The 14,654-nt window shown below is 36.8% G+C and carries 7 protein-coding genes; all 7 read left to right on the top strand.

Annotation, left to right across the window (positions count from 1 at the left end; genetic code table 11):
- Nucleotides 1–162 precede the first annotated feature (162 nt).
- On the top strand, nt 163–4,503 hold the full coding sequence (locus BIW12_RS11650) for a hybrid sensor histidine kinase/response regulator transcription factor (protein WP_071185273.1): 4,341 nt from the start codon (nt 163–165) through the stop codon (nt 4,501–4,503).
- 476 nt (nt 4,504–4,979) lie between these two features.
- Complete coding sequence (locus BIW12_RS16365) at nt 4,980–5,162, top strand: hypothetical protein (protein WP_140485128.1); 183 nt, start codon at nt 4,980–4,982, stop codon at nt 5,160–5,162.
- Between the two features lie 11 nt (nt 5,163–5,173).
- Nucleotides 5,174–6,007 carry a hypothetical protein gene (locus tag BIW12_RS11655; protein WP_071185274.1) on the top strand — a complete coding sequence of 278 codons (834 nt, stop codon included), beginning with the start codon at nt 5,174–5,176 and terminating at the stop codon, nt 6,005–6,007.
- Nucleotides 6,008–6,049: 42 nt separating this feature from the next.
- Complete coding sequence (locus BIW12_RS11660; RefSeq protein ID WP_198033417.1) at nt 6,050–9,271, top strand: SusC/RagA family TonB-linked outer membrane protein; 3,222 nt, start codon at nt 6,050–6,052, stop codon at nt 9,269–9,271.
- 19 nt (nt 9,272–9,290) lie between these two features.
- On the top strand, nt 9,291–11,186 hold the full coding sequence (locus tag BIW12_RS11665; protein WP_071185275.1) for a RagB/SusD family nutrient uptake outer membrane protein: 1,896 nt from the start codon (nt 9,291–9,293) through the stop codon (nt 11,184–11,186).
- Nucleotides 11,187–11,198: 12 nt separating this feature from the next.
- Nucleotides 11,199–12,851 (top strand): DUF5123 domain-containing protein, encoded by a 1,653-nt coding sequence (locus BIW12_RS11670; protein WP_083382114.1) that lies wholly within the window; start codon nt 11,199–11,201, stop codon nt 12,849–12,851.
- Between the two features lie 95 nt (nt 12,852–12,946).
- Nucleotides 12,947–14,647, top strand: coding sequence for a glycoside hydrolase family 43 protein (locus BIW12_RS11675; protein ID WP_071185277.1), 1,701 nt, complete (start codon nt 12,947–12,949; stop codon nt 14,645–14,647).
- Nucleotides 14,648–14,654: the final 7 nt, after the last annotated feature.

The following is a 14,654-nucleotide window of genomic DNA, read 5'->3' on the forward strand; positions in this document are numbered from 1 at the left end:
CGTACAGCTTGAAGTTGTAATTTTTTAATTTTCAGGATAGTGAAAGGGTGGACAAATTGCTATTTAAGTAGGGGTATTTAGCCAGGAAGAGCCGTTGTTTTAGGTTCAGACTGTAATTTTGATACTTTTGTAATGATTAAGATTTAAAAAAAAAAAAATATTTTGAAGCAAAATATAATTATTGCCTTTTTTTGTCTGCTATCTGCATTCTCTCTGGCACAGCCATTTGGAGTTTTAAAGCGGTTTTCAGCTGATGCTAATTTAAGTCAGTCCCGTATTCTGGATATTCAACAAGATGAAAAAGGATTCATTTGGTTAGGTACTTATATCGGATTAATAAGATATGATGGCAATACTTTTCAAAATTTTGAAGTACTGCAAAGAGGAAGGCTAAATTTGTTGTCTAATCGGGTTTCGAGTTTTAAATTTGATAAAAACGGACGAATCTGGATTAAGTCAGAACAGGACGAAATCTATTATTTTGACACTAAGAATCTAAATTATCACTCGCCTTTAGAGTCTTATTCTAAAAAATATTCCAATAATTCATTTCGAGAATTCAGACTGATGTCTTCGGGTAGGGTGTGGTTGTTTTCGCAAGATAAAAATACAGCAGTTGTTTTTGAAACGGATAACAGTTTAAGTGAAATTTCTTTTGAAAAGGCTAAACTTCAGGGAGGAAAAATCCAGGAAGTATTTGAAGATACTATGGGTACAACCTGGTTTTTGACCAGCAAAGGGATTTGCAGGTTAAAGAAATCGGCTGAAGTGCCTGAATATTTCTTTTTCAATATGTCCAGACCTTCGGGCAGGTCGTATTCCTATAATTCGGTTATGGAAACTAAAGACGAGTTATGGTTTGCAGGAACTGCCGGTAAATTAACCCGTTATTCTAAACAGTCCAATGCTTTTTTTGATGTTCAATTAGGAATAAATGCTGATATTGACCGAATAAAATATGTGAGAGGCGGCAAAGTACTTATTGTAACTAAGACTCAGGGCATTGGTTATTATGATATGAAAACAGCCAAATTGGATGTGTATAACAGTAAAACCACAGCAGGATTTCCGGATGCGAATAGTAAGTATTTGGGCTTGACCCATTCCAGATATTTTTGGTTTGAAACCAATGCTTTAGGAATATATCGATTTGATTTGCTTAGCAGAAAGTTGAAGCATTTGCAGGTCGATTCAACTGATCCTACGGCGGAGGGAATTTCCAGAAAAACCATTTTAATTACTGCTCCTGATGGAACTATTTGGACACAACCCCGAGGAGGTGCATTGGCTTATTGGGATAAAAAACAGGATAAGCTGGTGTCTATATCGTATGCTATGAAAGAATCAGCAGAAGTTGTTTCTGATGTGATGCACGCCGCTACATTTGACCGCCTCGGAAATTTATGGTTTTGTTCATATAGACAAGGGCTGGATTTGATGACTTTTGACAACAAGCATTTTTCAGCTTTAAAATTAGATGTGTCTTCAGGCAGAAAAAAAAATAATGTCAGAGGTTTAATGGCCGATAGAAAAGGCAATCTTTGGCTAGCCAGTCGTACCGATAAAATTACATTGTTTGATTCCAAAAAAAGGAAGATAGGCGTGTTAGGATCCGATGGAACTTTGTCTGCCGGCAGTCCGGGCTGGGGTGCCGATATTTACCACATGTTAGAGGATAATAAAAGTCGAATTTGGGTAGCTACCAGAGGTAATGGATTGTATTGTTTGTTGCCAACGGCAAAGCCTTTCCATTATAAAGTAATTCATTATAAGTACAATGAGGCTAATCGATACAGTATTAGTTCTAATGATATTTACAGGGTTTTTCAGGCTGCTTCAGGGCAAATTTATCTGGCTACCTGGGGCGGAGGAGTCAATTTAATCAGGGAATCCAATTCTAAAATTCAGTTCATTAATTATCGAAATGAATTGAAAAATTACCCAATAAAATCGGCTGATAGGGTGCGGTCTATTGTTGAAAGTAAGGATCATCAACTGTTTTTTATTTCGTCCTATAAACTGTTTTCTTTTTCCGGAAAAAAACAATCCCCAAACGCATTAAAATTTAAGGAATACCCGCAGGTTTCAGGCAATGATATTTTGGACATACTGGTAACTTCAGAAAATAAATTAGCATTGGCAACGAATGGAAAAGGGATGCTATTAGTTGATTTGAATCAAAAAAAGGAGCTAAAAGTACAATCTTTTGGAGAAGAAACTATTGGTTTCCCTATTGATGGGGTTGTGTCTATACAGGAGGATAAATTAGGTAAAATATGGCTTATGGGAAGCAATCAAATTGTGCGATTTGATTCTAAGAACGCTACCTCTGAAACTTTTCCTGAATTGAAATCGCTTATAGGAAACGAAATATTCTCTGAAGCTACTAAATGTCGTCTTCCTGATGGCGAAATTGTTTTAGGTTATTCCAGTGGGGCAGTGGTTTTTAAGCCTGAAAACATTAAACCTTTTCGATTCAGACCTTATTTGGCTATTACCAGTTTCACCGTTAATAATAAGGAGTTGCACGAAATAAATCCTGAAACTCCCAGCAATCCTGATTTGTTGCAGGAAGTCAGGCTGGAACACGACCAGAATTTTTTCAGGGTACAGTTTTCGGCATTGGATTATGTGAAAAACGAAAATATTGTTTACCGTTATAAATTAGAAGGAGTTGACAATCAGTGGAATTATATAAAAGGGGGGCAGTCTATCAATTATACGAATTTAAGCAGAGGAAAATACACGCTTTTGATAGCCTCTACTAACGATCATAATTTGTGGGTGAACAATGAACGAAAAATTAAAATCACGATTCTTCCTTCGATTTGGTGGACTAATTTGGCAATAATCTGCTATATTTTACTGGCTATAGCTCTTTTTAGTTTCATCAGGCGTACATTTTCTACCATCCTGAAATTGCGAAATGATGTTCAAATTGAGAAACAGGTATCTGATTTGAAGATGAAGTTTTTTACTGATATTTCACATGAAATCAGAACGCCGCTGACCATGATTACTGCTCCGGTTGAAAAAATGCTATCGGATAACAATATACCGGAATCAATAAAAATTCAACTTCAGGGAATTGAAAGAAACAGTAATCGTTTGCTGAATTTAGTCAATCAAATTTTAGATTTAAGGAAAATTCAAAATAGAAAATTAGAAGTTAAAGCGATTAATTTAGGTCAATTTGCCGCTAAAGTATGTGAAAACTTCAGAGAAATAAGCTTGCAGAGTAAGATCCGTTTAGATCTAAAAGTGAATGCTACAACTCCCATTGTTTGGGCCGATGCCGATAGTCTGGACAAAATTTTGGTCAATCTAATTTCAAATGCTTTTAAATACTGTCATAAAGGAGATACAATAGAAGTAATTATTGAGGAATCTGAAAAACAAGTTTTATTAAAGGTTAGTGATAATGGACCGGGAATCAATCCTGTGATTCAAAAACGATTGTTCATACGTTTTTCTAACTACAATGAAAATCCAAATAATCCTAGTACGGGAATCGGGCTTTCGATAGTGAAGGACTTAGCCGATAAACACGGGGCAACTATAATGGTGGATAGTGTAGCCGGTAAAGGCAGTAGTTTCCAGCTTTGCTTTTTAAAAGGTTTTCATCATTTTGATGAAGATGTGGATATTTTATTTGAGGAAGCCGATGAAGATCTAACAACCACTACAGGATTAGAAAATGAAGTTGTTATACCCAAAACGGAAGAGAATAGCAAAGGAAAACCCCTAGGCTTACTCGTTGAAGATGATCCTGAATTAAGGGATTTTATAGTTTCAGTTTTAGAAGAAGATTATACCATTCATGTTGCAGAGAACGGTATCGAAGGTCATTTAAAAACAGCCAGATTGTGTCCTGATTTTATCATTAGTGATATTATGATGCCGCAAATGGATGGGATAGAAATGCTTAAGTTAATTCGGAAAAATATTGCCACAAGTCACATTCCGGTAATTTTACTTAGTGCTAAAACTGCAATAGAAAACAAATTAGAAGGAATGGAATATGGTGCCGATGAATATATGGTTAAGCCTTTTAATGTGAGTTATTTAAGAGCCCGAGTAAAAAATGTTTTAGAACAGCGTAAAAGATTACAACTCTTATATTCCAGCGGAAATATAGCTGAGATTTCAGTCGAAGAGCCTTTACAAATTTCAAATCAGGATCATAAGTTTATGTTTCAGGTAATTAAATTAGTTAAGGATAATGTGTCTAAAACTGATTTTTCGGTGGAAGAATTAGGAAAACTAATGTACATGTCTCGAGCTAGTTTTTTTAATAAATTAAAAGATTTGACAGGAGTATCGCCAGTAGTTTTCATTCGTGATATCCGATTGAATGAGGCTGCCGAGATGCTTAAAAATGAAGATATGCTTATCAAGGAAATTTGCTTTGAGGTTGGTTTTAGCGACCTGAAATATTTTGGAAAATGTTTCAAAGCAAAATTTAATTATACCCCAGCCGAATACCGTCGTTTGTATCGTTAAATAGTTATTCGAAAATAGATAGCCTTTAGGTCAATATACATGAAGAAATAATCTTTCATCTTGTATATTGACCTTTTTATTTTCAGTTCATTTTTCAATATTCAAATGATGTTTTTTAGGGGGATTTAAAAAACTACATTAGTAAGTTTCTGATATGATTGGGATATTATATTGTTTTTTAGGAATGAGTGTTGGTTTGTGTGTGTAAATGTTTGGTTTTTAGTGTTTATTGTGATTTTGTGCAGCTAAAAAATCAATGTCTTTTTCTCTCAATTTAGACAAATACCCCCTGTTGTTTATCAATTTTTCTACCTCTTTCAGCCGCTTGAAAGACTTAGTTGCTTTATTAGCAATTTCACCCTTTTCGAAAAGCAATTTATCCACCGCATTGCAATATGCTATTTCTAGTTTTACATCCGAACCAAAGTAATCTCTCAGGATTATAAAACTATTTAACTAACTAAAAAATTAAGCTTATGAAACAAATGAGCACTTTCATCCTGCCTGGGATGTTTATAGTGTATTGCTATCACAATGATAAATTGAGGCAATTGATTCCATTATTAAGAAAGCAAAACTTCAGTTTAAAATTAGCCTCAACAACAGTGCCTAAAGTTTATGTAGCCGCTGTTATCTTCTTTAACCAATTTCAATTTTAAAATTACAGTGCATGAAAAATAGCATCAATAGTATCCTTTTTGGTGTAATGTTACTTTTGTTAGTAACCGCTTGCAGCAAGGATGTATTACAATATGACACATCGGTTGTTAAGAATTTTGAGATTCAGTTAAATGGCGAACCTTGGAGTCTGAATACCGGGATTTCAACCAAACCGATTTTTATTTATGAAAACGACGGTGAATTTTTTGCCAACTATAGTTCGCATTTTTCTTTTGCGTTAGAAAATGGAAAATACAAATTTGTAGCTACCGATATTCCTGAGCAAATGATTAAATCTCCTGTAAATCTAAATGATTTAATTATTCCGCAACCCGTTCTTGCTGATCAAAAGGTCAATCTTTCTGCCGCTATACCTTATGACTCTCCTTTTGAAGAACCACTTACAATGAACATTCTTACCAGAACGGGAATATTGCGTCTAAAGGCTAAAGACATTACTCCCGATCCAAGTTATACAAATATTAAAGTAACTGTTGAGGTCAAACGCAGCGGTTACAAAGTAGTTGATGAAACATTTATTCAGGAAGACATGGAAGTTTCCAGAACGAAGAAAACAACTTCCGGAGGAGTGAATTACACCGATGATTTTATTGTATTTCAAACCGATGAAGAGGCAAATGAAGTGAGTATCCGTATTGATTTTATGACCGATGATTTGGCGGTTGTAAAAACAAAAGAGATTTCGGGTTCTTTTCCAATTTTAGCTGATGGAGTAACACAAATCAGTTTTAATTTGAACGATGCCGATACCCCAATTATTGAGAATTATGAACTGCTTATTAATGGTGAGGCTCCAACGGCAAAAAATCAACTAACCAAATAGTGCTTAGACTTTAAAAACAATTTTAAATAAAATATTCTAGTTATGACGATAAAAAAACATATCGTGGGCGTTTGGGCTGTTTTGCTTTTGGCATTGAACAGTTATGCTCAGGAACGTGTAACTGTGACAGGGGTAGTACGAGATAATATGGGGGTGATTCCTTCGGCAACAGTTATTGTAGTGAATCAAAACGCAAATACAGCTACTGATATAGACGGAAAGTTTTCGATAAAAGTAAGCGATCCTAAAACCGCTGTTTTATTGATTAAATTCATAGGAATGAATGATGTAACAGTGCCTCTTAAAGGGCGTACATCAGGAATTGATGTCCAGATGAAAGAATCTACCAGTGAGTTAAATGAAGTAGTTGTGATAGGTTATGGTACACAAAAACGTGGAAATTTAACCGGAGCTATTGCCAGTATAAAAGGTTCTGAATTAGCCAAAGTTCCGACCGCTTCGGTAGCCGAAGCCATGGTAGGAAGACTTCCGGGGGTTCAGGTTACTTCATCAGATGGGTCACCGGGTGCTGAGGTAATGATTAGGGTGCGTGGTGGTGGTTCTATTACAGAGGATAATTCACCTTTAATTTTAGTAGATGGTTTTGAGGTGGCAAATCTAAATGATATTCCACCTACAGATATCGAATCGGTCGAGGTGTTAAAAGATGCTGCATCAACGGCTATTTATGGAGCCCGTGGAGCTAATGGGGTAGTTTTAGTAACTACTAAAAAACCAAAAGCAGGTAAGGTTTCAATAAATATACATAGTTATGCTCAGATGAAAACACTGGCTAACCGTCTGGATGTAATGGATCCTTACGAATTTGTGATGATACAATATGAGTTTGAACGTCAGCGTAATTCAAATCCAACAGCTTTTTTCAATCGTTATGGTCGTGCCAATGAATTGTATATCTATCAGGGAAACAAAGGAGTTGACTGGCAGGATGAAATTTTTGGAACTAACCCGGTGGCTAAATACATGGATTTTAGTATGAACGGCGGTAATGAGAATACAAAGTACAAATTTGCTTATATCAATCAGGATCAACCGGGAGTTTTGTTAGGAACAGGTTTAAAACAAAACAATTTAAACTTAATAATGAATACTAAATTGTCTGATAAATTTACTTTCGAATTTCAGACGCGTTTTTCTAATCAAACCATTAATGGTTCGGGAACTGATGGAGTTAATTTACTTGATGCCCTGCGTCAGGCACCTACTCTGGGGTTAGAAGATTATATGACTTTGCCGGAGGATGATACTTATTTTGATCCGGAGGATTATCAGGTAACTGTACGTTTTAATCCTATACAAGAGGCCGCAAAAAATTACCGCAAACGCAACACCAGAACATTTAATACGGTCGGAGCTTTAACCTGGCATATCATTGATGGTTTAAGCCTGCGCAGTTCTTACGGTTATGAGTACAAATACAGCGAAGACGGTCGTTTCTGGGGAACTGACACCGGTACGGCTAATGCCAATAACAATCAGCCGGTGGTATATTGGGGAATGACCCAAAGTCCGCGTTGGCAGTTGAACAATGTATTGAATTATTCATTTAAGTTAAAAGATGTTCATGATTTCCAATTGATGGCGGGGCAGGAAATGAAAGAGCAAAAAAGCGCCGGCAAGTTTTTTCGAACGCGTTATTTTCCGGAGGATATTTCAGGATCTAAAGCCTTGGATAATTTAGCCTTGGGAACTCCTTTTGAAAATGGTTCTTCTGCCGGTTCGCCTAATAGAATTTCTTCTTTCTTCGGGCGTGTAAATTACGGTTTCGATGATAAATACCTGGCTACTTTTACAGCACGTACCGATGGTTCTACAAAGTTTGGTCCCGGCAATCGTTGGGGAGTTTTCCCGGCAGCTGCTTTTGCCTGGAGAATGTCAAACGAAGATTTTCTTAAGGATAGTAAAACGGTTTCTAACTTAAAAGTACGTTTGAGTTACGGTGTTTCCGGTAATGACAGAATTAGCGGGGATTTGTATGCTAAATATTATGGTGTTTCCCGAAACCGTTCAGTGGGATGGGGAGAGACTGATCATTACTATTATAATTTTTACAACACCAATTTTTTAAGTAATCCTAATGTAAAATGGGAAACAACTTATACGCGAAATCTGGGGATTGATTTTGGTTTCTTTAAAGAGCGTATTACAGGAAATATTGATTTCTATAAAAATACGGTGAAAGATTTATTAGTACCATCTGATATTCCGGGTGTGGCAGGTTTTAATAAAATTATGACCAATGTGGGACAAACCACTAATAAAGGATTGGAGTTTGCTATGAACGCCAGTGTGGTTCAGAGAAAAGACTGGCAATTGGATTTGTCATTCAACATCGGACATAACAAAAACAAAATTGACAACCTGGCCAGTGGCGAAAAAGAATGGATTTTGAGTTCCGGCTGGGCGGGAAACCAGTTGCTGAATGATGATGATTACCGTGCTTATGTAGGAGGTACAAAAGGTTTGATTTATGGTTTTGTTAATGATGGCTTCTATACTATGGATGATTTTGAATCTTTTGATTCGCAAACCAGAACCTGGAAATTAAAAGAAGGTGTAGTGAATTCCAAAAATCTTTCAGGAGATCCTCGTCCGGGGAATGCAAAGTTCAAAAAACTGACTCCGATTGATTTAACCGATCCTAACACTTTTGTAATTGGAGATCAGGACAGAAAGGTAATTGGAGATACTAACCCTGACTTTTCAGGAGGTTTTGGAGTGAATACCGTATGGAAAAACTTTGATCTTACTGCTTTCTTCAATTTCATGGTTGGATTTGATGTTTACAATGCTAATAAAATCATGATGACTTCCTGGTATCAAAACAATCAAAACAATTTAGGAATGGAAGTTTCATTAGATAATCGTTGGAGAAACTATGATGATATGGGGAACGAAATCCGTTACCAACCAGAGTTGTTAGCCGAATTCAATAAAAACGCCACCATGTGGAATCCTACTTCAATAGGTCGTCCTATTGCAATGTCTTATGCTATTGAAAATGGTTCTTTCTTACGATTGAATACTCTAAGTATTGGATATACAATTCCTCAAAAAATTACCAGAAAAATTGGATTCAACAGAGTGCGTTTATATACAACAGGTACTAACTTATTTGTTTGGACTAATTATTCAGGATATGACCCTGAGGTTAATTTAGAAACAGGATTAACACCAAACATTGATTATAACGCTTATCCAAGATCAAGAAACTACACTTTTGGAGCGCAGTTTTCATTTTAATCGAATAAAATTTACATATATGAATAAAACGATATTATTAAGTCTGCTGTTAAGTTTCGTAATGGTTTTTACAGCCTGCGAAGACTATTTGGAAGTGGAGCCGGCAACAGGTTTTACTCAGGGAGATGTTTTCAAATCGGAGAAAGAGATACAATCTGCCGTAGCCGGTGTTTATACGCTTATGCTGAGTGAAGATGCCTATTCTAACCGTCTTGCTTTTGTTTTCAATATGAATACTGATGTGGAAATGACGGGAGTTTCGACTAATACGGTCAATGTTAACGGTTCGGATTTGGCCTGTTATGAGCCAAAACCTTATTGGACAACATTAAATTCAACCTGGAATTCGATGTATAAAATTATTAATCTCTCTAATGATGTTATCGAAGGAATCGAAAAATCGGATGTGTATAAGGCGGCCAGCAAAAACACTGCTTCCGATGTAACGCAATTGTATGGCGAAGTGAAAACACTTCGTGCCATGGTGTATCTGGATATGATTCGTATTTGGGGAGATGTGGTGTTTCGTACGCAATCATCATCTGGAGGAGAAAATTTTGCTGTAGGAGTCACAGACAGAAACGAAATTCTGGAATTTTTAATTGACGATTTGAAGTCGGTAGAGCCTTTAATGCAATACGCCAATGAATTGGATTATGGTGTAGAACGTGCTTCAAAAAGTTTCAATCAGGGATTGATTGGTTTATTGGCATTGACCCGTGGAGGATGGACTTTGCGTCCTGATACTAACAATCCTGCCAGCATTGGGCAGATGGTACGCGGAACAAACCATGAATTGTATTATGACATAGCGATTGAATATTTAGGAAAAGTAATTCAGGAGCAAAAACATGATTTGAAATTGAGCTATCGCGATTTTTGGATTAAACAAAACAATTGGGAAACGCCTGTTGATGATGATGTGCTTTTCTCTTTGCCTTTGTTGAAAAATTCTTCAGGTGAATATGCTTTTTATATTGGTGTGCCAATTACCGAAGGGAATCATCCTTTTGGAGGAGCTTCAGGAAATCTTAGTTTATGCGGAACTTATTTGTATTCTTTTGATAAAGACGATTTACGTCGTGATATGACTTGCGCGCCTTTTTCTTATAATGAAAATTTGAATCAGGTTATTCGTCTGGATTTAGCTCGCTTGGCTGTAGCCAAATGGTCAAAATTGTATATGGATGATCCTCTGGGAAGCACCAGCGGAAAAGGAACCGGAGTAAATTATTCCTGGATGCGATTTGCTGACGTATTGTTAATGTATGCCGAAGCGGTTAATGAGCGTTTTGGCCCTCGTAATGATGCTCGAGAATGCTTAAAACGTGTGCGTCGCAGAGCGTTTACTGAGACAAGCTGGTCAGAAAAAGTAGAAAATTATGTGGATTCTAAAACAACTTCAGAGGCGTTTTTTAAAGCCATTATGGATGAGCGTGCCTGGGAATTTGGAGGAGAGAGTAAGCGTAAGTTTGATTTGGCACGTTGGAATAAATTTGGTGAGGTAATTTACAATCAATACCACACCTTGATTAACTGGGGACGTGTAGCTAATGGTGCCTTTGTTCCGGGAATTGACGAAGCACCGGGTAGTATTTATTGGAAAAATATTCCGGATCCAAATAATGCGTCCAGAACAATTTTAGATATTCAGGGTATTGACGAAATTCTGCAAGCCCGTCCGGCAGGTTATACCGAGCAGGTTTTTGCAACCAGTTGGTATTCACTAAACAGTGAGACTGCAGCTTACGAACCTCGTAATGACATCAAATGGAGTTTCAGAGGATTCATCAATTTCAACAATGCTTCAAGTGTGTCGCCTAATGACCCTGTACGTTATTTATGTCCATATCCGTCAAAAGTAATTACAGATCACCGTGGAGCTATTCAAAATTATTATGGTTTTAATTATTAAACTGAATAGATCATGAAAAAAATTAAAAAGATTACAATTTGTATTTTATCATTCATAGGCTTTATAGTTTTAGGAGGAATGTTAAAATCCTGTCAGGCTGATAATTTGATTTACAGTGATGTAAAGGATTTATTTCAACCCAAATTTCTATTACCCGCCCCGTTGGTCGAAAGTAATTCGATTGCATTAGTGTGGTACAAAGTCAATGATGCCGATTCATATACGGTAGAATTGCATACCGATAACTATTATAAAAGTTTATACAAAGAATATACAGTTACTGATACGCAGATTTTTATGGATGATATTCCATACAAGACGCAGTTTTATATCAGGCTTAGAGCCAATCATGCTGATGCAGCACATAATTCACAATGGGCTTATACCAGTGCTTTGACCGAAGATCGTCCGGCTTTTGAGCCAATTTTACAAAGGGTGGAAAAGATCAATATTTCTGAAACATCGGTTAAGGTAAGTTGGACAATTGATGCTCAAAATCCGGTTGATAGTATTTCGGTGGTACCGGCATTGGCTAAGGAACTTCCTGCTATAGGTCGCTACCTGACAGCTGAAGAAATCAGTAGTGGAGAAGCTACAATTACAGGTTTAGAAAAAAACACCTTATACAATGTAAATGTCTATGACAATAATAAGACAAGACGTTATGATAAACCTTATAATCAGGTAACTTTCCGCTCGGCAGGACCGTCGGCTGAGACTATTTTGGTGGAAAAAGGAACTGACCTGGATGCCTTATTGCGAGCTAATAATTCCGATCCAACTATTCCTGAAGGGACTGAATATTTCCTTGAAGCAGGTTCTTTATTTAAAATTACTCCTTTTACCATATTAAAAGGCTTTAAACTTATCGGAGGAACTCAAGGTGAACGTCCTCAAATTGAAATGACCGGAAACTGGAATATTGCCGAAGGATCTTTTCTGTCTGCTTTAGCTTTTGAAAACATTCGTTTTTACCAAACTATTGATGCCAGTTACTTCTTTAATAGTGGAACTTCATGGACAATAGGCGAAATTACATTCTACAACTGCGTATTCAATCATTTTAAACGCGGTTTTTGGAGACATCAGGGTAATGGGAAATACAAAGAGATTGGAAGTTTAGAAATGAGTTATTGTACACTTGATGAAGTTGGTGGACATTCAGGACCTTATGGAACTTTTGCTATTGCTTCAGGTGGAGCCGATAATATTAAAAGAGCTGTTTTCTCTAATTGTACTTTTATGAGAGATCATTATCAAACTACTAATTTGACATTGAACTTCAGACATTTATTTGATTATGGAACATCAACTTATCCAATTCATTTGGAATATCAAAATATTACTATTTATGATTATGCTTATAACAGAGCACTGATCAATATTCCGGCTGCGGTAGGATCTACTTTGATTTTCAAAAATGTGTTGTTGGCTTCGGCTACCGGTAGAGTTGTTCAGGCTATTGCGGCTAATTCGACTACAACATTTGGCAACAATTACACCACTACCGACTTCTTACTTGGGGCATCGGCCATTCAGGGAACTGAATTAGGAATCAGTGCTCAGGATTTATTTGTGAATCCTGCTCAAGGAAATCTAATGATTAAAGATTCCAATTCTCCAATTGTTACTAATAGAGTGGGAGATACCAGATGGCTTCCTTAAAAAGAACTATTAATAATTTCTAAATAGAATAGGTTTAAAAAGGAGTATCCGCAATGGATACTTCTTTAGACCTATTTGACTGAAAACCATTTAAAATGAGATTAAAACAATTATTACTGTCCATAAGTTTGACAGTTTTTACGCTAGGAGCAAATGCTCAGGTATGGAATGCCGATTTAGGAAATGGAAAGTACAAAAATCCAATTCTACATGTTGATTATTCAGATCCGGATGTATGCGCAGGCGAGGATGGCTATTATATGACTGCTTCCAGTTTTAATAGTTCTCCTGGACTGCCTATTCTTCATTCAAAGGATTTGGTTAACTGGGAATTAATTGGGTATGCGTTGCAAAATCAGGTTCCTGTTGAGTACTATAGAACTGTTCGTCACGGCGATGGTGTTTGGGCTCCTTCCATTCGCTACCATAAAGGCGAATATTATATTTATTGGGGTGATCCTGATTTTGGAATTTATATTGTGAAAACCAAAAATCCTGCGGGGATTTGGGATGAACCGGTATTGGTAAAAGAGGCTAAAGGAATTATTGATACCTGTCCGTTTTGGGATCAGGATGGAAAAGCCTATCTGTCTTATGCTTTTGCGGGTAGTCGTGCCAATGTAAAAACAGTTTTAATGTTATCTGAATTGGCTCCCGATGGTACTAAATTAATTGGTAATCCGGCGATGGTTTTTGACGGACATAATGGACATACTACCGTTGAAGGTTCTAAAATGTACAAACGTGATGGTTATTATTGGATTATGGCTCCAGCAGGAGGAGTAAAACCGGGATGGCAGTTGGCAATGCGTTCTAAGAATGTTTGGGGGCCTTATGAGTCCAGAGTGGTTTTGCATCAGGGTGATACCGAAATGAACGGACCACATCAGGGAGGTTATGTTGAAACTCCTAATGGTGACGGATGGTTTATACATTTTCAGGATCGTTGGGCTTATGGGCGTATTGTTAATTTACAACCTGTTATCTGGAAAGAAGGTTGGCCAATTATTGGGAAAGATACTAACAAAGATGGAATTGGAGAACCAATAATGGAATGGACAAAACCCAATGTAGGGAAAAATTACCCTGCAACGCCATTAGTTTCTTCGGATGAATTTAATGGTCATCAATTTGGATTACAGTGGCAATGGCAAGCCAATCAAAATCCTAGTGAGCAGTGGGGATGGTTATCAGCCAATTTGGGATTCATGCGCCTAAATTGTATTCCACGTCCGGAAGAAATGAAAACCATGTGGATGATGCCTAATCTTTTATTGCAAAAATTTCCTGCTGATAATTTTACAGCTACTGCCAAACTTACTTTTGAACATAATCCCGATGCAGGAGAATGCAGTACTGGTTTGATCGTTTTTGGCGAAGACTATTCATACATCGCTATTGAGCAAGACAAAGAAGGTAAATTGAAATTAGTACAACGCACACTTAAAGATGCTCGTACTTCTAAGGATTTGGAGACTGAAATCGCATCTATAGCTATTGATCAAAAAAACATCTATTTCCGAACTAAGGTGGAGATGGTGCAAAACATTGAACCTTTTGATGCAAAAGTTACTTTTTATTATAGTACTGATGGTAAGAGTTTTAAAGTATTTGGAAAAGCATTCACGCCACGTGCAGGTCGTTGGGTAGGAGCAAAAATCGGATTGTTTGCAACGGGTACTAAGGCTGTTAATGATAGCAGTTATGCTGATTACGATTGGTTTAGGGTAGAAAGTAATAATGATGTTAAGAAAATAGCATTGTCAACAAATTTGCAATTGCAAAACAATAAATAAGTTGACC

The organism is Flavobacterium commune (assembly GCF_001857965.1).
Lineage (GTDB): Bacteria > Bacteroidota > Bacteroidia > Flavobacteriales > Flavobacteriaceae > Flavobacterium > Flavobacterium commune.